Below are 24,920 nucleotides of genomic sequence, written 5' to 3' on the forward strand. Positions count from 1 at the left end.
TTCCATTTACATGAAATCTGCAAATCGGTCCCTGAATTTCACATGTAGGGAAGAGCCGATTAAGAAAAGGACAATCACTGCTCCCCAGAAATATAAAGTGTACTCCCAATTTTCGATGATATACCATGACCCGTTCACTAGCGATGCTCGATAGCCCTGGACTATATAGAATAAAGGGTTGGCCTTCATAATCGTCATGATCCACTGTGGCAGGTCCTCATGAAACCAGAGGATTGGAGTCAGGTAAAACAGGATCCTTACAAATGACGTAACCAGCATCTGCACATCCCTTACAATGGTTGCGAGGGTTGACACGATGAGTGAAAAAGATATTAGCAGAACCACAGCTGCAATGATAAAATATGGCAGCTGGATGATATACATACTAGGCAGGTAGCCAATGAAGGCCAAAATGACAATGGCGATTCCCAGTAGCATCAAATGCTGGTACAAACGAGCGAAGATGACATATGTCGGGATGACGCTCATCGGAAAGCTCATCTTTGACACCATGCCAAGCCTCGAATAAATCGATTTGGATGCCTGGGTAGTTGCCGGGTTCACAAAGAACCAGACCACAATACCGGCAAGCAGCCAGGGGAAGAATGGAAGGCCCTGCACTTCCCTTCCTTCGTTAAACATAAGAAAGCCAAAAACAAGCCAATAGATTGAAATTTGAATCATCGGGTTGATGATTTCCCACAGTATGCCTAAATAATTGCTACTGTTGGTGGCCTTCATCTCGTAAGCCGAGAGACGCCTGATCAGATAAAAATTTTTTATATGTTCTTTTATCACGGTTAAAGCAGACTTCATACTATTACACAGACCTTCCTGAAAACACTTTTTCTACTACGCGACGGGAGGCATTCCCATCCTCCAGGCCGCAAAACTTCTGATGAAATTCCTCAAAGGCCGGGTGCACAGCCATACCCTGCTCCTCAAACCTTTTAATCTCAGCTATTACAGCGTCTGTTGTCTTCACAAGAGGTCCAGGTGCAACATGTTCGAAATCAAAATAAAAACCTCTTAGTTTATCACGGTACCTATCAATATCATAGACGAAAAACAGCATCGGCCGTTTTAAGTTGGCATAATCGAAAAACACGGATGAATAATCGGTGATCAGGAAGTCTGAAATAAGATACAGATGGCTGATATCAGCGTAATTGGAAACATTATAGGCGAATCCTTCATAAACGGACAAATCAAGATTTTCCGAAATAAGATAGTGGAGCCTTAAAAGAATGACATAATCATCGCCCAGCTTATCCCGCATTTCTGCCAGCTCGAGCTTTAGGTTGAACTTGTATCTGCCCACACCATGGAACTCGTCATCCCTCCAAGTCGGTGCATATAATATCACCTTTTTCCCCAGAGGAATTTCCAATTTATCCTTCACCGAATGTATTGTACCACTATTATTTCCATTGTAAAGAAAATCATTTCTTGGGTAACCCGTTTCGATGATCCGCTCCGGTTCTACCGCAAATGCCCTTGTGAATATTTCGGTTGAATACGCATTAGGAGAAATCAGATAATCCCACTTGCTCGACTCCGAATGGAAGTTCCGCTTATATTTCTCCGTTGTCGTCCCGGGCATATGGACTTCCTTCATGTCAGCCGCAAGCTTCTTGAGGGGAGTTCCATGCCAGGTCTGTAAATAGACTGTAGCCTTCGGTTTTGGGATCCAGAGAGGCATCCGGCTGTTCGTCACCCAGTACCCTGCCCTAGTCATCTTTAACAACCAGGGGATGGAGAACCGCTTAAGGAAGGGAATACCCTCCTTTTCGAAGATGGCCGTATGCCTTTTATCAACACTCCAGTACATCTTGTAATTTGGATGATGCTCCTTTAAATATTCATAGATGGCCCGCGGATTGCAGCTGTACTGCTTGCCAAGGAAACTCTCGAATATGATCAATTCTCTGTCCTGTGGCAGCTTTGCCATAATGCTGAATGCCTTTTGATATATCCTGGTAAAGAGTCCTTTACCAATTCTTTTTATCTTTGAAAGATACTTCATTAATTTCTCATCCTTTAAAAGAGCTTCATGCTAATTCCCTCAGTTGAGTTTCTGATTTCAGCCCTGCTTGAATTAAATCTGTTTGTCGAATAGAACGCATATATCGTTTATAGTAACATAAAACAATCGCAAGCGGATTTGGAAATATATGAACTGAGCTGCTAGGCTGTTTTGATTCTTACGGGCTAGACTGAGGTCTTTTCCGTCAAAGTCCCCACATCCAATCAGGTTAGGCGGACCTCTCCGCTGTTCATCTGCCTGCTTCCAAGACTATCTACCCGTTTATTACAGCAAACACTCCTGGGGACGAGGCTCTTTTTCGCAATTTTCATCAAAACACAGCGATATTGCAAATAAAGGACCTCTGATATATATCAAAGATCCTTCATCATTTACTTTTTTAAGACGTGCTCTATGACTCGCTCGGCGGCTCTTCCATCTTCAAGTCCATTGAATTTCTGTCTAAAGTCCGCGTATTTCTGTGCATATAGCTTTTGTACTCCATTAATATTCTGGACAGCGTTTATGATATCATCGGTATCCATCAAGAAAGGACCCGGTGCTTCCCTTTCAAAGTCGAAATAGAAGCCCCGGATATTATCGCGGTAATCCTCCAAATCATAGGTGAAGTACAGAATCGGGCGGTTCGTGTTCGCAAAGTCAAACATGACCGAAGAGTAGTCCGTCATAAGAATGTCACTGATCAGATAAAGCTCCTGAATATCCGGATAGCTGGAAACATTCATGACAAAATCCCTGTATTCTTCCGGAATGCGCAGCTTATTGCTTACCACCACGTGCATCCTTAGGAGCAAGATGTACTCATCTCCCAATGCCTCCTTCATCTTCTCCAGGTCAAAGTTCAGCTCGAACACAAATTTATTGTTTTTCGAAGTCTGGTTATCCCGGAAGGTAGGTGCATATAGAATTACTTTTTTACCAGCTGGTATTCCAAGACGCGCCTGGACCGTCTCGGCAATCTCCTTTGCTTCCTCCTTGAAAAAGAGGTCGTTTCGCGGATAACCCACTTCGAGAATTTCACCGTCATAGCGGAAAGCACTCCGAAATGCATTTGTTGCATATGGGCTCGGCGATATCAGGTAATCCCAGGTTTTTGTAGCTTGGTGGACACGTTCCAGATATCCCTCATCCCTGCCCTGGATATTTTCAATATCAAAGAGCATTTTCTTCAGAGGGGTTCCATGCCAGGTCTGGATGTAGGTTGTCTCTTTCCTTTTATCCAGATAGGTAGGGAAGTTCTGGTTGTTCACCCAGTAGCCCGCCTTGGCTAAATAGTAGTAATATTGCGGGCTCAATCTTTGTATTTGCTTGGTCCGGCTGTCCTTTACAGGCAGAGGATCGTTATAGACCCAAACCTTCTTGATGTCCACATTCCTGTTCACGATTTCTTCAAAGATGACACGTGGACTGTCAGCATATTGCTTTCCAACGCCGCTTTCAAAAAGGATCAACTCCTTGTCCACCTTTACTGTCCGCATCATGATCTTATAGGCGATCTTCATGATTGGGAAGTAGTATTTGGAACGGCGGAAACGGCGGAAAAATGCCTGATAATAGCTGTTTTCGCCAATTTTTTTAGCAAGGCTCTTATCAAGATTAGCTTCTTTGATTACCCGGTAGATCCGGTCATTTGCTCCTTCGTCCCGATGCTTTACGAACTTGTTCGCTCTTCTTGCAAACTCGTCCTCCATCACAAAACCGTTTTTACTGTAATGCTCGGTCAAGGACAGCACACTTTCCAGTTCATAAGCAATCCGTCCCGGAAGGTCCCTGTCCAGGTTCAAATGGGATGGGCGTTTTCCGATAAAGCGGCCACGGTCAAATTGATAGTACACAACCGGCTTATGCAGGAAGCTGAAATCAAAGGCCACACTTGAATAATCCGTCAGCATCATCGCACTCTCCTTGATGAGCTGCTGGACGTTCACTTCACCCTGGCTGATTACACGGACCGGTGAGTCCTTGAAATAGGAAGTGAATTTCTGCATATTTGGGTGAAGGCAGAATATGATCTCAAAGCCATAGTCAGCTGCCATCTTATGGAGTGCCGGATGGTTCACCAGGGTTTTGTACCGGTCAAAATATTCACTCTCCAGGAACACTTCATCCGTTGTGATCCAGTCCCTCCACGTCGGAATGATCAATAGCTGGCGCTTTGTTTCAGTATCCTTCTTGAATAAGGAATCAAACCGCGACAATCCAGTCACGAACACCTGCTCCTCATCATAACCAAAGTCCGTTACAATCATATTTCTCTCAAAATCCGAGCTGACAAGAAAAAGGTCGGTATCGAATCCTGAAGCTTTTTTTCCATAATTGGCAATCATGTTCTTTGTTCCCATGACGCCATGCTGAAGGAAAATTTTTATGGCCTTTACTTTCCTCTTGAAATACTTTGTGCGCATAGGATACAGATAATCAGGATGGTGGGACGAGATGACCCTGGTCGAAATCAGGGTGTTCCAGACATGCTCTTTGGATTTGAAATACAGGACATTCCCAAGAGGTTCGACATTCCTTGCTTCCGGCGACTCCTTTTCAATGACGTAGTACACTTCCTTTTCGGGGAATTTTTCTCTCATATATTTAAAGAAATGATAGCCGGTATCCTGAGCCTTATAGCTCCTCTCCCCTACAAGCCACACATTTTTCCCCTTATTCATCAGTCTGTGGAAGAATGAAAAGCGAAGCCTTTTCTGCATGTATTCGTAGGTTTCTGTAGGAAAACCATATACCTCAACAGATAAATTGAAGCCTTTAAAGGTAAAGTAAGGATTCAGGATGGACATCTTATCTCCGGCAACAAATGTAGTATCTTTCAAGAAAAGTTTTACCCGTCCTGTTGGTCGCCCTATGCGGACCAATTTCGGTTCTTGCTGGTCGTGGAGCTGCAGGTCGATAAAGAAATCCATGATATCATCATCATTATGGCCGGAATGGAGCTTGTCCAAGCCGATTTCTGCCTTATAGCTATAACGATTGAAGCCAAACTTCATCCGGCTGACTTCCCGATTATGAATGAAGGATATGGGATCGGTGAAAGTCCTTTTACGGTTTCTGCCCTTTACGAAGAGCTGACCTGATACAATTTTAGAGCTTTTCGTAAACAGCTGACCTTCGATGACCATCTTGCCATCTCTATAATATAGTTTATCGATTTGGTTTTTCACGGAAGCAGCCGGTGTTTGGTTGACCAGAAGGGCTATGTTCCCCTTCTTGGTAATATAAACAGCAGCCCTTCTCTCACCGGATTCATATGGGTAAACATCCTCAATATCCATATACTGAAAACGGCCAAGCTTGATGAAATACTCTGCAAAGCGGTTTCCGCCTTCTTCAACGAATTCAGCCTTTGCCCCATCAAAATTTTCTAAATCTATTGCCTCAATCGGTCTTCTTATCTTCAAGTAAAAGTCATACACACTGGGTTCGTCAGTCATAATCATGGACAGACCCTCATCCAGGCTTACATGAAAACTGAACACCGAACTTGGCTTTTCTTCCGCCACTCGTCTTAAGTCTTCTTCTCCCCGCGCTTTAAGCCAGACCTCTTTCGCCCAATAACTTTCATCGGCAAATTCGCCGCTGATTTTCAGCATCCCCCGTTCCTGGCTTACAGCTAGTTGATGACGGAGTTTCTTAGCGCTACCTTTATTTAATTTTCGTCTCAATCTTCGAAGTAAATTTATCGCCATGAGTAACCACCCAAATGAATTTTATATACTTATCACCATATTATTTAACCATTAAAATGATAAACGTTTTCCCCTTATTTCTCAACACTTCATTATTGGAATATATGGACGGTAATTTTCAGCATAACTACTTTGACAATAGAAAAAGCACAAGCGTCCCGTTTAACAGACTAGCTAAGACACATCTTGCATTGAGCCTGCCTTCTGCACATTTTTAGGATTCATAACAACCAGTGTTACTTTGGCAATATAAATAGATGACTGATTTTTCGTTTGAGCCAGGGAAGAGATAGTTGGCCCACTAAGAAGTCATCTCCATGGCGGCATCGTTACTCGATCGATAGCTTGCCGGCATACTAAATAACAGATCCTACTTGCTCAATCTAAAAAAAGCCCTCCTTTTTGGAGAGCACTAGTACCGTTATTCTTGTCTTGCCAGAAGCAAGCCTAGATTATTCACTTTCGTTGTGTAGAACTCGACTTTCCTGCCATTATGGCTAATGTGATTTTTTAAGATTCTTTTTATGTTCAATAACTGGTACTCGTTATAGCGGATAAATATCGTAAACAAGGAGTCTTCTAGGGCATCTAGTTGTTCGAGCGGTATCTTGAAACTGCCGAAATTCCCATCTAGCTTAAACGGACATACTATTTCATTATCAAATCGCTTTCTGTCCCTAATGAGAATTGAATTGATATTGTCTATATCCTCCCCGTACACCTCAAACATCTGGTGGAAGACATCATTGATTACATAGGAATCGAGAGCCCTTGCAAACATCGGGACTCGAATGAATCGGTAGTTATCCGTAAATAGAGGCACTTCATAATAGGGCAGGCCATCCTTAATGGCAAAGTGCTTGTTCTTCTCTTGTTTGAGCCATACAAATAAATTGATTAGGTCATCAATCCTGCCCTCCATGAATAAGTCCACTGCACGCCTGTAAAAAGGAGTCTTAAACTCAGCAAGAATATCATATCTGAGGTCCTTTGCCATCTCCATAGCCTGCCTTAGAATGTCGATGAATTCTTCCTTTTTGTCCGATTTAACAAAAAGCTGGCTGTCAAAGGTTTTGACTATGTCATATTCATAAATTCTAGTAAGTGCTGCTTTTTCTTTTTCAATCGGCAGCTGCTTTTCCATAATGTACCGGATAACCTCTAAGTCAGCTCTTCTTTTGGTCAAAACATCGGTAACCCTTGTGAGTGATCCAGAATTTTCAGGCTTCCGATTCACAAAATAAATCGGCCATGTAGTTGTCGAAACAGTATTCGCGTGAAAGAAAACATCAGAGAAAAACAGCTTATCTTCCCCGAATTTAATATCAGGAAATCCTATTTCATTTTCTTTTAATAGAGATAACTTTATTAGCCGAGCTGTTGGGCCCATGTGATAAAAAAAGTGAGGAACAGCGAATGGGGTAATACTTCTTCTTTCTTCTACCGATGCGAATTCTCCAACTACAGCGGTATCCGTATCACTTGTATACTTGACGGTCTTACCCACGACATAATCGTCGCCTGTTTCCTCTAAGATGCTGTACAACCTTTCTATCCCATCCTCAGCAAACCAATCGTCCGCATCAAGAAAGGTGACATATTTGGCTGTAGCCAGCTGGACTCCAATATTCCTCGGTGTCCCAGGGCTACCCGTATTACTTCCCAATGTAACAAGGCATATGTTCGGATATTGTTGTGTATAAGATTTTACAATTTCATTCGTCCGATCGGTCGAACAGTCATCTACAATTATATATTCAATTTCGTCAAAGCCAATTGTCTGGTTTATGACTGATCGAATCGTATTTTCGATATATTCTTCAGCATTGTATACAGCCGTTATGACAGTAACCTTCTTTTTGTTTCCTTGCCATTTTTTCTTGATGCTTGAGGGATGATTAATGACGTTCATTTTTCTCTCGCTAATGATTCGCTTTGCACTTTGAAGTATGGATGAAATCACGAAATCTCCTCCTTGATTACAACTCTTTTAAAATTGTACTTATGCCGTCTGTAACACTTCAATTTTTTATCTTAATGTAGTGATGGATGACTATATACAAAGTTTGATTAATGGCATAAAGTATAATTTATAGGAAATAGTACATTCTAAACAATATGTACTTATACCCATTATTTTGTCGTATAAACCATTTATATCCAGTCCGATTCCCTCTTGTTACAGATATCCATAATCATTTCTTATTTATTTTCTCTTGTTATGGATACAAAAAAACAGTAAAATTATTACTGGTGTATCAAGTATATCAAAGATTTGTAAAATCTTTGTTGTTTAATCGTAAATTATTTCGGTTATAATTATGTAGATATGAAAACCTATGAATATATGAAAAATTCTATTTGTCGCTAAATGTCGCGGTTTGTATATGCAGAAACATTCTGACTCTAAATTCTCTAATTGTTTAACAGGAGGAAAAACCATGAAAAAGGTCATCACATATGGAACCTTTGATTTGCTTCACTGGGGACATATTAACTTACTGAAACGTGCAAAGGCTCTTGGAGATTATCTGATTGTAGCCATTTCATCGGATGAGTTTAATGCATTGAAAGATAAGAAAGCCTATCACAGCTTCGAAAACCGCAAGGCAATCCTTGAGTCAATCCGTTATGTGGACGAAGTAATCCCAGAGGATACGTGGGAACAAAAGCGCGAGGATATTATCCGTGAAGGCGTCGATGTCTTCGTAATGGGTGATGATTGGAAAGGGAAATTCGATGATCTAAGCGATATATGCGAGGTTGTATACCTTCCAAGAACCATCGGGATCTCAACCAGCAAAATCAAGAAAGACCTTCTCAAAGTCAACAATGGTTAGAGACCTTGCGATAGAGGGCTATCTGCTTATATTCAGAGCGGTGTTCTCTTTCTTTCGTTTATTTCCATTAAAGAGCAAGGCTGTCTTTGTTTCCTCGTTTGGTGACAACAGCTGGTTCATCCTGAATGAAATGGACAAGCAGCAGCTGCCCATTAAAAGAGTGGTCCTGAAAAAGAAAAGCTGCAAAATCGATATCAAAGGCGATGGGGATACCATCGTCTTTCACTTTGAGACAAAGAATCTGATTCACATGCTATTATCTATTTATCACCTGGCTACCTCCAGATGGATTATTGCCGACAACTACTTTGGCTTTTTATCCGCGGTAAACTTCAAAAAGGGGGTGAAGGTGGTACAGATTTGGCATGCAGCAGGTGCAGTGAAGAAATTTGCGAGTAAGGACCCTTCTATCAAATTTAGAAGTGAGCGTGCGAGAAATCGTTTTTTAAAAGTATACAGCCAGTTCGATTATGTAACGGCAGGTTCTGATATAATGGGCGATATCTTTAAGGAAAGCTTCCAAATCGGGGATGGTAATATCCTGAAGACAGGAGTGCCGAGAACGGATTTCTTTTTTGATCAGAAAGCCAAGCAAACCGCGTACCGTGCCTTGAAGAAAAGCTTTCCCGAGCTGGAAGGAAAGCGGACGATCCTGTATGCCCCTACCTACAGAAATGAAGAGTTGAAAACGGACAAGCTTGCCTTGGACCTGGACCTCCTCTACAGGGAATTGGAGCATGAAGATTATGTATTGCTGCTTAAGCTTCATCCGGCAGTTACAGCCGATATAGATTTCAGCAGCAAATATCCTGGATTTGTATATGACTTATCAACATTTCCTGACGTCAATCAGCTTTTGTTAATCACAGATGTATTGGTTACAGATTACTCCTCGATTCCGTTTGAATACTCCCTTCTTCAGAAGCCAATGATTTTCTTCGCCTATGATTTAGAAGAATACAGCAAGGAACGCGGATTCTGGGAGGATTATAAGGATTCGATGCCCGGCCCTGTGGTTTATACCACTGCCGATTTGCTTATGGAATTAAAGAAACATGACTATGACGTTGTAAAAATCGAGCAGTTCAGGAAAAAGTGGAATCACTATTCTGACGGACATTCCTCCAAAAAGCTTGTTTCATTCCTTTTCGGTGAACAAAGTCAGTAATGAACCCCCCGGCAGCGGCCGGGGGTTTTTGATTGCAAAATAATCTCCCTGGATTAGCAGTTCGAGTATAAATGCCGAATATCGAGCATAAAATTACCGATATCGAGCGTAAATGTTTCATTTCGAGCATAAACCTCGCCTTTTCAATCATAAAGTCTCCGATATCGAGCATATTAAAAGCTGGCTGCCAACCAAAATATCACTTTTAACTTTTTAAACCTTCGCAGGGATTTTTTATGTAGAATTTTTTAATTTTGGAGTTTGGAAGGCTTGAATTTTTTACAAAAACGAAACTTCTTTTAAATAATCCAAATACTCCCCCTTTATCCTTACATAGCAAGTACCCAAAGCATTGCGCTAAACCATCACAACGCTACCCAACAACCACACTTTATCACCTGGGACAAAAGTAACAAAATTCATTGTTTTCCACCATTTTCTACTATGTATATTTTTACCCTGATATAATTACAGTGTACGAGCATAATAGACTGGAGGATTCATGTGAGAAACTATAAACCATTATATGTATTGTCTCTATTATTTTTGGCAGGCATTTTCTTTTTTGCTTCAGGAAGTGGAGCTATGGCAGCTACTTCAACACTAACATTAGTCAACAGTGCCAGCTCAGCAGCCAAGACGTTACAAATACAGATCACCTACCCCGGTAAAGCCACTGGAAAGAATAATCCAGTGAAGGAGTTTACGGCAGCAAAGCAAAAGTATGCCACAGCCTATAAGGCAGTGAGCAAACTTCCAGCTGGCAAAACAAAATCCGAATATATCGCGAGATTAAATTCTGTCAACACAATTATAGTTCGCGGCGAAAGATACATAGACGCGGTTACAGCCGGCAAATTAATAGACAGGAAACGTGCCGAGCTTGAAAAAACGCTGCTGCCCAACAAATATGACCAAACCGCCCATCAAGCATATAACGCATTAAGCAGTGCTTTGAAATCAGGGAATGCAAAAATAAGCCTTGTGTACGGCCCAAAAACACGGGATCTGTTCAAAAAATATACAGTACCCGCGGAATCGCTTAAAACAAAATTGCTTTATCCATCTATTGTCAAACAGGCCATCAACGACACTGATATACTGTCAGGCAACTCTCTTACAGACCCGAAGCTGTTACCTGCCTACAAAAAAGTGATTCTTTATATGGACTCTGTGATCAATAAGACATATAAAGCGCAGCTAACAGCAGAATTTCAGCCTATTCATGATTCGCTTGTGACAAAAACGAATGGCACTGACACTGACCTTGCAAAAACAGTATTGCTTGAGCAGCGTTTCCAAGAGCTTGACAGCCTTGTCTCACCTGGAAAGTCAGATTCGAAGGTTCCTGCGCTGTATGATTCGTTGCAAATTGAAATGAATATATTAACAGCTTCAGAGAGAAACCTTTTCGCAAAGAAAATCTCTGCGGTTATGTCAGAATTAAACTATAGTGTAAAGGACTTAAAAACTCTTTTAACCAAGAAGGCAAAGGAGAATGGCATTCCTCCTGAAATTGTGAAGGCTATAGCCCTTGCTGAAAACTCTTCATTAAAACAGTTCACAGCGAATGGAGAAGTGTTTAAGTCGTCTGATAACGGTTTTGGGATCATGCAGGTTACTCCTCTATCCAATACAGATGTCCGGTTTGACTGGGATACAGTGAAGTACGATATAAGTGGAAATATAGATACGGGAATCAGCATCCTCAAAGAAAAATGGGGTTGGACATCTAAAAGAATACCGCTTATTAATAACCAGGAAGCTGCAATACTCGAAAACTGGTATTTCACATTGATGGCCTATAATGGCCTTTCAAGTACAAATGACCCTAACCAGGCTAAGGGAATTCCGTATCAGGTAAGGGTATATAACTATATTATTAATAATGGACAAGTGAAACCCTATTTACTGAAAAAGGAAGAAGTAAAGATCACGAAGAACGCAACTAGCGGAATACTCAGCTTCCAGGATAAAATGCAATATACGACACCAAAGAAAACCTTATCGACCCAGCTTTATAAAATGGGCGAAACTTTCGAGCTAAAAATTCAACTCCGTTTCAGGAGCACACCGACAACCAGCAGCAAAGAAAGCTATTCACCTAAGGGAACGAAAATTACGATCATAGACGGCCCTTATGAAGATGACAAAGTAGCTAACTTCTTCAATTGGTATAAGGTAAAAACTGTAGGCTCCAATACAATCCGATATATAGCATCTTCCAACCTAAAAATAGGTGAAGATGTCATAAAAAAATAGATTTACAGTTCCAAAGAAGGGCTGTCCGAAAAGCAGTTTTTACAGCAAAAATGATGAAAAATAAAAACCCAAGAATGCTGTTATTTCAACACATTCTTGGGTTTTTATTGTGGGAGTATTCTACTCTATAACGGACTTTCTGGACAGAGCCTTTTTCCAAGGTTTTTACAAAAAGTAGAGGCTGCCTGCAGGCAGCCTCTATTTTTTATTGATATCTCGGAACATCATACTCAAGGGTATAACTGTCGAGCAACTGATATAGTTGGTCCATATATTTCGTTTGTTTCGATGCCCAGCCTATATCCGTAGCATACTGGTGTGTCGGATAACCCTTTGCTTCCAGTCCTCCTGGATTCCAGCGCATTTCATACAGGGTATCCTGCCCGTCATGGATATATTTCTCGGCTGCGAATTTTGCCCCTTCAATGATTGCCTTCTCCACACTTGTCCAGCCTTCATTAAAGGCTTTCCTCGCGCCACATGTAACAGCACAGCTGTCTAATGCTCCAATGCCATACATGTTATAGACGATTGCTTCATAATCTGTCGCATCCTTGGAAAGCACAACAATTTCCTTTTCACCAGTCGTTTTATTTACAACCGGCAATCCATTAGCATCGAGCTTTTTCTTCACTTTTACTCCATTCGCTAACTGGGAAGTCCCGTTCCCGGTCTCAAGCGAAGAATGGGAAATGAGGTAAATTTCATTCACATTATATTTAAACCCTGCTTTAGTGAATGCTGATGCCCTGTTTTTCCTGATATCCTTCGTTCCATTAAGAATTTTGGAGTTAATTTCCGACTCATTTAACCCCGCAAAGGCTGAAAGCTTAAGAAATTGATAGTTTTGCGGTGCTGCAGTCTCGAAGTTTACAGGATTGATATAATACTCCACCTGGTTGGACAACGCATTTACCCATTGCCTCGAAATCTCATACCACAGCTTGTCATCCTTGCCGCTGACCATGTTATTAAGGATTTTGACCGATTCATTTTTAGCCAGGGTCCCCAAATTGCGGGATACCATATTTCCGGCATCGGAATATATAATTGTCGCCGCTTTTGCAGTACCAGTTTTAAGATCTTTAGATAAAGCTATCGCGTCGCTCGGAACATAGGCTCTGACCCCATTTTTCTGGTCGGTCTGCGGCTTTGTACCTGATATATTCATTTGCTTGGTCAATATTGTATCCAAAGTCAGGGCATAGTTTGTATAAGTGACTGACTTCTTCTGGCCTGACGCTGTCAAATTCACCTGGATTTTTGCCTCACCCGATTGATCAAAATATTCCACTTTGATTATGTGGATGCCTGCTTCAAGATCCAAAGTAATATTGAACGGATTAGTTCCGTTCTTCCACAAATCTACTTTCTTTTCTCCATCTACATAAACCCGGATCCCATCATCAGCTCCGCCGGAAAGCACATAGGTTCCAGTCATTTTCAGATTCGTTCTCTTTTCAAATTCTGCAGAAAAATCCTTCGGTACAGACGGATTAGGCTGTGCATCGAGCCAGTCAAACCTTAGATCATTGAAGGTAGTCTTAACTGCGTTGCCCTTTAAATCAATGGTATCGTAATAAGTAGCTCCCCACTTTTCAAGAGGAACAATAGCTTCGGCATCTGCCAGATTGAATGTCAAGCCGGCGGAAGCATCCCTTTCGTAATACTCTACTTTGATCAAATGCTCCCCTGGAGTCAGGGAAATCTGCTTTTCAAAGTTTCGCTGGCCGTCCTTCCAAAGGTCCACCTGCTTGACTCCATCCACATAAATTCGGATTCCATCATTAGTTTTTCCCATAAGGACATATTTACCTGCCTTGGTGATTGGAATCTTCCGCTGGAACACAGCAGAAAATTGATCCTTCGGGATACTTGTGTGCGGCGACCTTGTGCCCCAGTTTAAATTCAACGTCTTTACCGTTGTCTTGTACGGGGTCCCGGTTAAATTGACTGTAGGATAGAAAGAAGCAGCCCATTTGTCTGTCGGTATTTCTTCGGATGCCTCTTTTATATTTACATTGATCGATGCATGATATTTGTATTCGTAGTATTCCACCCGTATCTTATGGGTTCCCTTTGCCAGAGAAACATCCTTTGAAAAATTGCTTAATCCCTGTTTGCCCCAAGTATCTACCTGTTTGACACCGTCGACATAGATGCGCACACCATCATCCGAGCTTCCAGAGAATCGGTACTTCGCAGACTTTGCAAAAGACATTTGCCTTTCAAATATGGCGGAGAATCCATCCTGTGGGATCGCTTTATTTGGTGAGCCGGATTTCCAGTTGAGATTTAATGAATTGACAGTGGTTTTTACCGGTACACCGGCAAAATCAAGCTTTGGAAACAGTGTCGCACTCCACTTATCCGTCGGAACTGGGTCGATTACCTCTTTAAATCCAACACTTATCGCTGCTGAAGAGGTGCGTTCGTAATACAATACCCGGATTTTATGCGTTCCCTTTGCGAGCATAATATCCTTGTTGAAGGTATGGTTGCCCGCTTTCCAATAATCAACCTTAAGACTTCCATCGACATAGATTCGGATTCCATCATCAGACTTTCCTGACAGTCTATATTTTCCTCCCTTCGAAAGGATTACCTGTTTTTCAAAAATAGCAGAAAAATTATCCTTTGGTATTTTGCTATCCGGTGATTTAGCACCCCATGAGAAATTAAGCGTGCTGGCCGTCTTTTTCACAGGCGTACCTTTAAAGTCCAGCTTTGGATAATAAGCTGCAGACCACTGCGTTGTGGCCGCCTCTGCCTTGATACCGCCAGCCAGGTTGCCTGTACACAAAACCATAATCAGGGTGAACAAGGAAACAATCAGTACGTTTGGTTTGATAACTAACTCACTCCCAAATTTCTTTTTCTAGTATCTTTCTATATCTCTATTATCCTAGAAATTTTTTCATTTGTTAACACCTATTACAAATTACGGCATTTTTTACAGTTTAATGACCCATTACTTTTACCTTGATTTGTAGGGTTCTTAAGGGTTCACTGTGAAAAATTTAGGATTTTATGGGTAAAATTACTAAAAAATTTCGGTCTAAATGTGTGTATCTTTTCCATCTCACTGCTGATAAAATTTAGATTATTGTTGATATGATACTAGATTACTGGCGAATTACTATTTGGAGATTATGTGTTTCATATAAGTGATTTTATTAAAGAAAGAAGATGACTGGAGAATGAAAAAGAAGCCTTTATTGCCGCTGATCGCCGCATTGGCAATCAGTCTGTCAGGCAATGCAGCCGTTAATGCAAAAGAGATTGATTTTAGCCCGAAGGCTTCACCAGTCTTTAACAAAGCAGCAGAGTTCGCGGATCAGGAACTTGTTATAAGGTTCAAAAGCGGGATTGCAAAAGAAGAGAAACTGAAGATCATGAGCAAAGTACAAGGGAAAGAACTGGACAAGCAATCCAGGGGGAATTTTTCACTGGTTTCCGTCCCTAAAGGAACCGATTTAAAACAAGCTGCAGCAGCTCTCATGGACTCCAAGTCAGTGGATTTTGTCGAGCCGAATTACCAGCTGCAGGCCCAATACACGCCTGCTGATCCGTTCTACAGCAAACAATGGTATTTAAATAAAATCGGAATGCCGAAAGCTTGGGATACGAGCCGGGGTACTTCTGATGTTGTGGTAGCCGTAGTCGACGGCGGCATACAGACTAGCCATCCAGAATTATCCGGCAAAGTCTATCGCCCATATAATTCGATAACAGGAGGCAAAACAGTGCCGCCTGATGACCACGGTACTCATGTAGCAGGGATTATTGCTGCCTCTTCCGATAACAAAGGCACAACCGGAATTGCGCCAAATGTCAAAATCATGCCTGTGAATGTTTTTGACGGGGAGTATGCGGACGCCTATTTTATAGCCGATGGCATCATTTATGCCGTAGATTCTGGAGCGGATATTGTGAACGTAAGCCTGACAACGGACGAATATCCCGCCATTGTCGATTACGCGGTAAAATACGCAGCCGATCATGGTGTCCTGATTGTGGCAGCGGCTGGAAATGAGGGTGTGAAAAAACTGCAGTATCCAGCAGCCTTAAATTCAGTGCTCGGGGTAAGTGCCGTGGACTCGCTTGACAAGATTACCGCTTTTTCCAATTTTGGAACGTATATTGATTTTGCGGCTCCAGGATTGAACATATATTCGACAGTGTCCAAAAGTTCCTACCACTATATGAGCGGGACTTCCATGGCTTCACCAGTCGTTTCTGCAATCAGTGCACTCATTTTATCCAAGAATCCATTCCTGACTCCAAACGAGGTCACGAATATTTTAAAGGCATCTGCAGTGGATCTGGGTACCGCCGGGCGTGACAGCCAGTACGGCTATGGAAGGGTGAATGCCAGCGACGCTCTGGTTAAGACGCCTGCTCCGTTATCCCCTGTTACCTTATCTGATAAAACATTAATCGAGAATGGCACAAACAAGGCTAACATCTCATTTGACGCACCAAAAAACACAAAGGTATCTCTATATGTGCAAAATTCCCAGGGGAAAATCGTTCGCCATTTGATAAAAGACAAGCCCTGGAGCGGCGGAACGGTCAGCTTTGCGTGGGATGGCAAGCTTGGCAGCAACGCGTATGCCCCCGACAGCAGGCTGAAAATCGTCGCCAAAGCAGTGAAAAAGAGCCATACTCGATTGAAAGGTACTTATCTTTCGGTGGATGATCAAATTGTCCCTGAAATCAATTTCAGCGGCAGCCCTGTGACTTTCTCACCGGCTGTTAAAGGAAAGGTAACAATCCCTTTTTATGTAAATAAAAATGTGGCTGGATTAGCCGAAATTCGAGATACGAACGGGAATGTAGTCAAATCCCTGTTCACAGATAAACCATTCTTTGGCGGCAACCGGCTATTGGAATGGGATGGAAAAAACACAGCTGGAGCAAGGGTAAAGGATGGGAAATATACTGTCCATCTTTCCATGAAAGACAAGGACGGCCGTACAGCGCCTGAAGCTGTATTCCCAATCACCATAGATACAGCCGCACCTAAGGCCGCTGTATCGAATTCAACCTCCATATTCAAAATGGATGGCAAAACAAAAATAACAGCCAATATACGTCTCTTCGAACAGACAAAGCTCTCGGTCAACGTAGTCAATTCAAAAGGGACGATTGTCCAAAAGCTTGTCTCGGGTAAAACCTTTTCCGGCAACGTGACGTCCAGCTGGTTTGGTAAGACGTTAAAGAACGTATATGCAAGTGATGGAAGCTATCATTTCCAAATTACTTTGGCCGATCCTTCAGGCAACACAAGGGTTATAAACGTCACCCCATTTAAGCTCATCAATCTAAGGAAATAGCTACAAGTCCAAGTACTAGCCAACAGGAATAAAATTAAAAAAGCCCAAGAATGTTGATTTATATTAGCATTCTTGGGTTTTTCTTTTATCTGGCTTTAAACAGAAAATATCACTTTAAGGCCATCCCCTTTTTTCATGAGAAATATGGGAGAAATCAAGGTATTGAAATGCAGTTTTACCCTTATTTAAATAAAAACCCGGCATAATCGTCTTGGCAGCTTAATAAATTTTATGATCGATGTCTGCACTTATATGCGCGCAATGCAGGATTTATGCTTGTAATCGGCACTTCTATGCTCGAACCACAAAATCTATGCTCGAACGGCTAAAATCAAAGTTTCAATTTTTCACTTTACCACCAAACTTTTCCTACACTTCCTATTTTGTAACACAATTGTAATATTTGGAGATTGTATAACTTGGTAGAATTATGTCAAAAGGTGATTACGGGGGACAAAAAATGAAAAAAAGTGTTGTTGCTTTATCGGCTGCGGTCGCTTTATCTGCCACATTCGCCTCTAACGCGATGGCAAACACTTATACGGTAAAATCAGGTGATACTCTCTCTAAAATAGCAAAACAACATAAGACGACTGTCGCAAACATAAAGCAGCTTAACCGATTATCGTCTGATCAGATACATATCAATCAAAAGTTAATCATCTCCATCACCCAGGCTGCAAAGCAGGAGGCTAAGACTACAGCTGTGTATACAGTTGTAGCGGGAGATTCATTAAGCAAAATAGCAAACAAATTCAATATGTCGGTAGCCGAGCTTAAATCCCTCAATAAGTTAAACACAGATACCATTTATAAGGATCAAAGATTAACCGTTAAAAAAATTGCTGGCTCACAGCCGTCCGCTCCCGTTCCAGTGCAGCCTCCCGCACCTGCTTCTGATGAAATGTATGCGGCTCTTCCGGGCGACAGCTTATGGAAGATAGCGAATAAATTTGGCATCAGCATACAGGAATTAAAATCAGCCAACCAGCTGAAATCCGATTCCGTGTACGTGGGCCAGAGGCTGGCCATTCCAAGATCTGCGGCAAGCATACCAGATTCTCCTTCTCCAGGAGAATCTGTAAAAGCGGACACTCCGCCACCTGTTCAAAATGATAATCTAATAGAATTAGCGAAATCCCTTATTGGCGTCTCATATGCATGGGGAGGTACCACTCCCAAGGGGTTTGACTGCAGCGGATATATATATTATGTGTTGAACAATTCAGGGAAACAGATATCGAGAACTTCTGCTTCCGGATACTTTGCCAAAGGTGCGACGGTAGCTAACCCTAAGGCAGGAGACTTAGTGTTCTTTTCTTCCTCTCCCAGCAATAAAAAAATGATCACCCATATGGGCATATACCTCGGCAATGGTGAATTCATTCATGCAAGTTCAAGCAAAGGGGTGCGCATCGATACCTTGGGTCTGTCTTATTACCAGACGCGCCTGGCAGGTTTCAAATCCTTGTAGATTCAAACCATAACGGACTCTCTGTGGGTCCGTTTATATTTTGGGCTTCCCAATATTCTCTATCCCCAGCATTCATCCAATAGTTCATAACTTATAAGGAGAAGAATATGAAAAAATTAATCTATCTATGTACTGCAGCAATAGCCCTTTTTGTGATGCCCCTATCCTCCACTGGAACGGTCTACGCCCAATCCTATTACGTAAACCCTAACCAGGTGTACTCCTATTCCGATATGATTGCTGACATAAAGGAATTGAAGAGGGCATACCCGGACCTTATTCAATATAAATCCATCGGCAAATCTGAGTATGGCCGCAATATTTATGCCGTCTCCCTCGGAACCGGGCCTTCCAAGGTTTTTATAAATGGCTCCCACCATGCCAGGGAATGGATGACTACAACAGTAAACATGAATATGATTGATAAATATGCCTTTGCCTATAAAAAGCAGCAGAAGCTCGGAGGCTATGACGTTCAAAAACTATTGAAAAACACAACAATCTGGTTTATTCCAATGGTAAATCCGGACGGTGTAACCCTGCAGCAGGGCGGATTAAAGTATTTTCCGAAGAGTGTACATAGCGCCATCATCAAAATGAATAATGGCAGCAAGAACTTCAAACGCTGGAAAGCAAATGCAAAAGGTGTGGATCTTAACAGGCAATACAATGCCAAATGGTATGGAATTGAAGGACCTAACTCCCCAAGCTACAAAAATTACCGCGGGAAAGCGCCGCATACTGCAAGGGAAGTACAGGCCGTCCTTTCCTTCGTAAACAGCATCGATCCAGAAGTAAGCATCTCGTATCACAGCTCCGGCCAGATCATTTTTTGGAATTATGAACAGTCAGGAAGCCGGTATACTAGAGACTATGCATACGCAAAGACGCTTGGAAAAATGACAGGCTATGACCTTGTCTATCCAAAGTCTTTTAAGAGCGGCGGGGGCTTTAGCGACTGGTTCTCCAGAACGACGCTCAAACCTGCCTTCACAATCGAAATAGCACCATATGCCGGAGAAACCCACGTACCAGTAAGCAGATTCCCGGGAGTATGGCAAAAGAACAGCACCATTGGACTTTATGTTTCACAGGAAGGATTCAAGCTTTTCGATAAACGAAATATAGCTGCAAGCAAAAGCCTTGAAGCCGCGGTTCAATCATTCCTAAAGAGTGCTGACGATCTTGAAAGCTACTACTATAGCAGGGTGAAATCGGAATCCGACCTGAGGATCACAGAAGCGCATGAACAGCTGTATGCTAAAGTCCAGGCCGGAATCAAAAAGAATGAAACAGCCATCGGTAAGCTCCCAGTTTCATATCGAACCAAGCCGCTTGCTGCCCTGAAACCGGCAAAAACGTATAGAGACAGGTCTCTCTCCTTCATGAATACTGTAAAGACAGGTGACAAATTGCTATCGGATATATCAAAGCTTGAAATTCCCCTAAATCAAGGGTTGTTAAATAACAGCACGATTGCTTTATACAATTCATTAGCCAACTCCATCCAGGCTGCCGAAACTAAAATAAATTCAGCCTACGGAGTAACGGTTCGTAATATTGCCCGTTCTAAGTACGTTTCTCCGTCAAAAGATATGCAAAAAAATATTGGCTATGAAATACAAAGATATCAAATGCTCACAGGTATGCAGAAAAAGATTCATGATGGCAGGTATGACGAAACAGAGGCTGACCTTCAAAAGTTATATAATATAAATGAGCAGTCCAAGAAGCTAAAGTCCAGCGATCCATCAAGATATAAAACCTATACCAAGCTGGAAAGCACTCTTATGCAAATGCAGGCCGATATAGAAACTGCATTAGAGAACAAGCCTGAGCCGGAACAAACTGATCCGAACACCCAGACGGGTTCTGAAACGGTAACACAGACCGAACCAGCGGATGCAGCTGAGTAATTCCGGATTCGCCCCTTATACTCAAATCAAAACAATATTATTAATTTTACACACAAAACCAAGGCGGCAAGACTGCCTTGGTTTTTGTATGCAGTTTATGGGCATATAGTTCGTTTTTCATATTTTTTTACAAAGAACACAGCGATAACCATGACAAAAGTAATAAGTATTTTTTTTTTGGCAAAAACATTGTATAGTTAGGTAATGACCAGCAATTGCTTTTGTAGATTAATGTTTACTATATAGATAGAACCAAAAACGGTTCAGGGGGATACTATGAGAACAGAAAAGAGGAAAAAGAAAAAGAAACGAAAAGTGCTTAAAATAGTTGGCATATTTTTTCTTCTGTTTTTGGCTGCGGGGGGAGTATATGCGTACAGTGTCTATGATTCTTTAAAAACTGCGGTGAGCACTATGCAAGGTACCGATCATACCAGCGATAAGCGTGAAGGTAAGATTGAGTTCAAAGAAAAAGATCCATTTTCCGTACTTATTCTTGGAGTGGATGAGAGGGCAAATGATTCGGGCCGCTCCGATACCATGATTGTCATGACTGTTAATCCGCAAAAAGAGTCAGTGGAAATGCTAAGCATTCCCCGGGATACCCGTACAGAAATAGTCGGTAATGGCACCACGGAAAAGATTAACCATGCCTACGCACGCGGCGGCATCAAAATGTCCATAGCGACGGTAGAAAACTTTTTGGATATTCCAATAGACTATTATGTCAAAATGAACATGGATGGCTTTAAAGACATTGTGGATGCTGTCGGCGGTGTCACAGTGGAAAATGAAGCGACCATCTATCATAACGGCAAGGAATATGCACAGGGTACGCTCACACTGAACGGCGAGGATGCCCTCATCTATTCAAGAATCCGGAAAGGCCCTAATGCCGGTGGAGACTTTGGACGCCAGAAGCGCCAGCGTCAGGTCATTTCTGCGATTATCAATAAAGGAGCCAGCCTGTCGAGCCTGACCAATTATGATGAAATCTTCAAGGCACTAGGAAAAAACGTGGAAACGAATCTTAGCTTCGATGAGATGATGGACATTCAGATCAATTACAAAACAGCAGTTAAAAACATGGAGCAATACACCATTGAGGGCGATGGCCAGTACATCGGAAGCCTCTGGTATCTCATTGTTCCCGAAGAGGAACGCATGAAAACCCAAAACCGGATAAAGGAACACCTTGGTTTGCCGGCTGTTACAAACTCCGCCCAGCTTCATTGAAGCTGGGTTTTCCCTTGTACTCAAATACTCACATTTCCCCGGGACTTCTTGCATCCCGTTATATTCTATAGGTTTGTCATAAAAGACTGTCGAAGACTGTAAATCTTTGTTAAACCTTGTATAACTATTAATTTATTAGTAAAATAAGTAGGATTGAAAATTCCATATCTTCCTATGTTAATAATGGGAAATCATCCGAAATTTGCTTACTATAGACAGAAAGGTAAGGGACCATGCTATTTAGTTCTACAGTATTTCTATTTTTATTCCTGCCTATTGTTTTGATAGGCTACTTTATTATTCCCCGTACCATTAGAAATACCTGGCTCCTTGCAGCCAGCCTGTTCTTTTATGCATGGGGAGAACCAAAGTTTGTAATCATAATGCTTATCTCAATAGTATTAAACTACTTCTTTGCCTTGATTGTTGAATCGAACCGGAATAAAAAAACGGCAGTAAAATGGATAATGGGCGGAATGATCGTTTCAAATCTACTGCTCCTTGGAATATTTAAGTATGCAGGTTTTATTGTTGCCAATATTAATTCCATCCTACACACTTCACTTGATGTTCCCAATATCCCTCTGCCATTAGGGATTTCTTTTTTCACCTTTCAGGGTATGAGCTATGTAATTGACGTTTATCGCAAGGATGGGGCATTACAAAAGAATCCATTAAACATGGCGCTTTATATTGCCTTGTTCCCGCAGTTGATTGCCGGACCTATCGTCCGATACCAGACGGTTGCCGACCAAATAAATGTTCGAAAAGAGACCGTGGAAAAATTCGTTTATGGAATTAAGCGATTTATCATTGGATTGGGCAAAAAAATGTTCCTTGCAAATAATTGCGGCTGGATTGCAGACCAGATATTTGCCTTGGATCCTTCTGAAATGTCGGTTGGCCTGTCCTGGATTGGAATTATTGCGTACTCGCTTCAAATCTATTTTGACTTTTCAGGATATTCGGATATGGCGATTGGCCTCGGAAAAATGTTCGGGTTCGATTTCCTTGAGAACTTTAACTATCCGTATATTTCTCGTTCCATAGCCGAGTTTTGGAGAAGATGGCATATTTCATTAGGAAGCTGGTTCCGTGACTATCTTTATATTCCACTGGGCGGGAACCGTGGCAATAGCTGGATGGTGTATCGCAACCTATTGATTGTCTGGCTCGCTACTGGAATTTGGCATGGCGCAAGCTGGACCTTTATCGCCTGGGGCCTCTACTACGGGGCATTCATAATGATGGAGAGAGCTTTCCTTGGTAAGGTTTTAAAAGCATTGCCGAATTTTGTGCAATACGCTTACGCATTAATTATCGTCGTCATTGGATGGGTTTTCTTTAGGGCCGAAACCTTTACCTATGCAATTGATTATATCAAGACCATGTTTGGCCTTAATGGGATCGGCTTATGGGATACAAACGCCGGCTATTACTTCTCGCAATATGGCATACTACTGCTATTAGCGATAATCGGTGCGACACCATTGCTCAAAACCATCAACAAGGCTGTTATGTCAAGGCTCCGTTCAAACGAAACCAAGCCTGCCCTGTCTGTCTCCCTGTGGAACGGCACACAGACAGCGTACTATATCCTAGTGCTGGCGATTGCCATCGTAACAGTTGTATCCAGCACATTTAATCCGTTCATTTACTTCCGTTTCTAAGAATCATGGGAGGACTGGCAAAGAATGAAAACTAAAGTAAGTGACTTTCTGTTACTCTTCGTTTTCCTTGGAGTGATCTTCTCCTTTACCATCTGGTTCTGGGTAAAAGGCTCAGACTCCACTTCCATCCTGGAGAACAGGACCCTGGCACAACGGCCGGATGCGACCGCAAAGAATGTCCTCACAGGGGATTACCCGAAGAGATTTGAAACATTTTATAACGACCAGTTTCCTGCACGGGAAACTTTTGTGGAAACCAACTCAAAAATGAATAAATTTTTATTGAGACAGGATGTCGTCAGGAATGTATACGTCCATAAAGACGGCTACCTGCTTAGCCCGGTTCCGGAGTTCAGCCTGGATAGGGCAAAAGATATATCGCAGCGCATAAATACCTTTGCGCAAGATACGGATAAGTTCGGAGCGAAAACCTTCTTCGTATTGATGCCAAACAAGGCAGTGATGATGGAAGATAAGTTCCCTGATTATTTTCCAAGCTATGGGCGCAAGGATTCCAAACAGCTGCTTGGCCTAATCGACCCAGCTGCCAACCCTATATACCCATTTGATGCAGTAAATAAGCATTTGTCGGAAAAGAATATGTATTTCTATTCTGATCATCACTGGAAAGCAAAGGCTGCGTTTTATGCCTACCAGGATGTCATAGGAAAAATGGCTAAGACTTCTCCAGAAATCGGAAAGGCATTGCAGCTGGATGAGTTCACATGGACTGAGAAAGGGAAGCCTTTCTATGGTTCAGACTCAAGGAAAACTACGAAATCCTATGTGAAGCAGTCGGATACAATCACCGTAGCGACGCCTAAAACCAAAGAAAAACCATTTGAAATCCGTTATCGTGGCAAAGACGGTCAGTCTTTTTATAAGGAAAGTTTCTTAACTGACAATGAGCTTTATGCTAACCGTTATGCAGCTTATATGGGCGGTGACCATCCAGAAACAGTAATAACGAATCCAAATAAGCCGGAATCAGCACCAAAGCTGCTGATTATCAAGGATTCCTATGCAAATCCAACTATACAATTCTTCTCCAGACATTTTAAAGAAACCAGAGTGCTGGATTTGCGCCATTTCGATAATATGACGGTCCCGGAATATGCGAAGAAGCATAAAATTACCCATGTTATGATCCTTCATAATGTGAATTCCATTTATGTAACACCAAGCCTGACCAACTATAATAATCCTGGACAAGGGGAAAATCAGTAAAAAAATCAGGACAATAAATAAAGATGCCCCAAAAAGGGAGGCAATC

13 protein-coding genes and 1 pseudogene are annotated in these 24,920 nt (G+C 42.0%); 9 read left to right on the forward strand and 5 right to left on the reverse strand.

Annotated features, from left to right (window positions below; all coding sequences use genetic code 11):
• Positions 1-6: 6 nt before the first annotated feature.
• The 4 genes and pseudogenes from V1500_RS22915 to V1500_RS22930 form a co-directional block, all read right to left on the reverse strand.
• A complete protein-coding gene (locus V1500_RS22915; protein WP_409302920.1) occupies positions 7-816 on the reverse strand; it encodes an ABC transporter permease in 810 nt (269 codons plus the stop codon).
• Positions 817-820: 4 nt separating this feature from the next.
• Positions 821-2,041: pseudogene (locus V1500_RS22920) on the reverse strand (CDP-glycerol glycerophosphotransferase family protein); the annotation flags it as partial.
• 377 nt (positions 2,042-2,418) lie between these two features.
• Positions 2,419-5,742, reverse strand: coding sequence for a CDP-glycerol glycerophosphotransferase family protein (locus V1500_RS22925; RefSeq protein WP_409302922.1), 3,324 nt, complete (start codon positions 5,740-5,742; stop codon positions 2,419-2,421).
• Between the two features lie 421 nt (positions 5,743-6,163).
• Positions 6,164-7,705 carry a glycosyltransferase family 2 protein gene (locus V1500_RS22930; RefSeq protein WP_409302924.1) on the reverse strand — a complete coding sequence of 514 codons (1,542 nt, stop codon included), beginning with the start codon at positions 7,703-7,705 and terminating at the stop codon, positions 6,164-6,166.
• A 478-nt stretch (positions 7,706-8,183) separates the two neighbouring features.
• Between V1500_RS22930 and tagD the strand changes: the two genes are divergently transcribed.
• From tagD to V1500_RS22945, 3 genes are all read left to right on the forward strand, one after another.
• Positions 8,184-8,582 (forward strand): glycerol-3-phosphate cytidylyltransferase, encoded by a 399-nt coding sequence (tagD, locus tag V1500_RS22935; protein ID WP_409302926.1) that lies wholly within the window; start codon positions 8,184-8,186, stop codon positions 8,580-8,582.
• Positions 8,575-9,750, forward strand: a complete 1,176-nt coding sequence (locus V1500_RS22940) for a CDP-glycerol glycerophosphotransferase family protein (protein WP_409302928.1) — start codon at positions 8,575-8,577, stop codon at positions 9,748-9,750. The genes tagD and V1500_RS22940 overlap by 8 nt, the downstream gene beginning before the upstream one ends.
• Positions 9,751-10,254: 504 nt before the next feature.
• Positions 10,255-12,012 carry a transglycosylase SLT domain-containing protein gene (locus V1500_RS22945; RefSeq protein WP_409302930.1) on the forward strand — a complete coding sequence of 586 codons (1,758 nt, stop codon included), beginning with the start codon at positions 10,255-10,257 and terminating at the stop codon, positions 12,010-12,012.
• 205 nt (positions 12,013-12,217) lie between these two features.
• Here the strand turns inward: V1500_RS22945 and V1500_RS22950 are convergent, their stop codons facing one another.
• Positions 12,218-14,815: a PA14 domain-containing protein gene (locus V1500_RS22950; protein WP_409302932.1), complete on the reverse strand. Its 2,598-nt coding sequence runs from the start codon at positions 14,813-14,815 to the stop codon at positions 12,218-12,220.
• 397 nt (positions 14,816-15,212) lie between these two features.
• On the opposite strand from V1500_RS22950, the gene V1500_RS22955 reads away from it, so the two are divergent.
• From V1500_RS22955 to V1500_RS22980, 6 genes are all read left to right on the forward strand, one after another.
• Complete coding sequence (locus V1500_RS22955) at positions 15,213-17,351, forward strand: S8 family serine peptidase (protein WP_409302934.1); 2,139 nt, start codon at positions 15,213-15,215, stop codon at positions 17,349-17,351.
• A 460-nt stretch (positions 17,352-17,811) separates the two neighbouring features.
• Entirely contained in the window at positions 17,812-18,825 is a 1,014-nt protein-coding gene (locus V1500_RS22960; RefSeq protein WP_409302936.1) for a LysM peptidoglycan-binding domain-containing protein, read from the forward strand.
• Positions 18,826-18,932: 107 nt separating this feature from the next.
• Complete coding sequence (locus V1500_RS22965; protein ID WP_409302938.1) at positions 18,933-20,741, forward strand: M14 family zinc carboxypeptidase; 1,809 nt, start codon at positions 18,933-18,935, stop codon at positions 20,739-20,741.
• Positions 20,742-21,017: 276 nt separating this feature from the next.
• Entirely contained in the window at positions 21,018-21,977 is a 960-nt protein-coding gene (locus V1500_RS22970) for an LCP family protein (protein WP_409302940.1), read from the forward strand.
• 233 nt (positions 21,978-22,210) lie between these two features.
• Positions 22,211-23,647, forward strand: coding sequence for an MBOAT family O-acyltransferase (locus tag V1500_RS22975; RefSeq protein ID WP_409302942.1), 1,437 nt, complete (start codon positions 22,211-22,213; stop codon positions 23,645-23,647).
• A 24-nt stretch (positions 23,648-23,671) separates the two neighbouring features.
• Positions 23,672-24,874 (forward strand): DHHW family protein, encoded by a 1,203-nt coding sequence (locus V1500_RS22980; RefSeq protein ID WP_409302944.1) that lies wholly within the window; start codon positions 23,672-23,674, stop codon positions 24,872-24,874.
• Positions 24,875-24,920: the final 46 nt, after the last annotated feature.

It is taken from the genome of Peribacillus sedimenti, from assembly GCF_046237635.1.
Taxonomy (GTDB): Bacteria; Bacillota; Bacilli; order Bacillales; family DSM-1321; genus Peribacillus; species Peribacillus sedimenti.

Coding starts and splice junctions, on each gene's coding strand:
- V1500_RS22980 (WP_409302944.1), top strand. CDS start 23,672: ATGAAAACTAAAGTAAGTGACTTTCTGTTACTCTTCGTTTTCCTTGGA.
- V1500_RS22915 (WP_409302920.1), bottom strand. CDS start 816: ATGAAGTCTGCTTTAACCGTGATAAAAGAACATATAAAAAATTTTTAT.
- V1500_RS22975 (WP_409302942.1), top strand. CDS start 22,211: ATGCTATTTAGTTCTACAGTATTTCTATTTTTATTCCTGCCTATTGTT.
- V1500_RS22960 (WP_409302936.1), top strand. CDS start 17,812: ATGAAAAAAAGTGTTGTTGCTTTATCGGCTGCGGTCGCTTTATCTGCC.
- V1500_RS22940 (WP_409302928.1), top strand. CDS start 8,575: ATGGTTAGAGACCTTGCGATAGAGGGCTATCTGCTTATATTCAGAGCG.
- V1500_RS22965 (WP_409302938.1), top strand. CDS start 18,933: ATGAAAAAATTAATCTATCTATGTACTGCAGCAATAGCCCTTTTTGTG.
- V1500_RS22970 (WP_409302940.1), top strand. CDS start 21,018: ATGAGAACAGAAAAGAGGAAAAAGAAAAAGAAACGAAAAGTGCTTAAA.
- V1500_RS22955 (WP_409302934.1), top strand. CDS start 15,213: ATGAAAAAGAAGCCTTTATTGCCGCTGATCGCCGCATTGGCAATCAGT.
- V1500_RS22925 (WP_409302922.1), bottom strand. CDS start 5,742: ATGGCGATAAATTTACTTCGAAGATTGAGACGAAAATTAAATAAAGGT.
- tagD (WP_409302926.1), top strand. CDS start 8,184: ATGAAAAAGGTCATCACATATGGAACCTTTGATTTGCTTCACTGGGGA.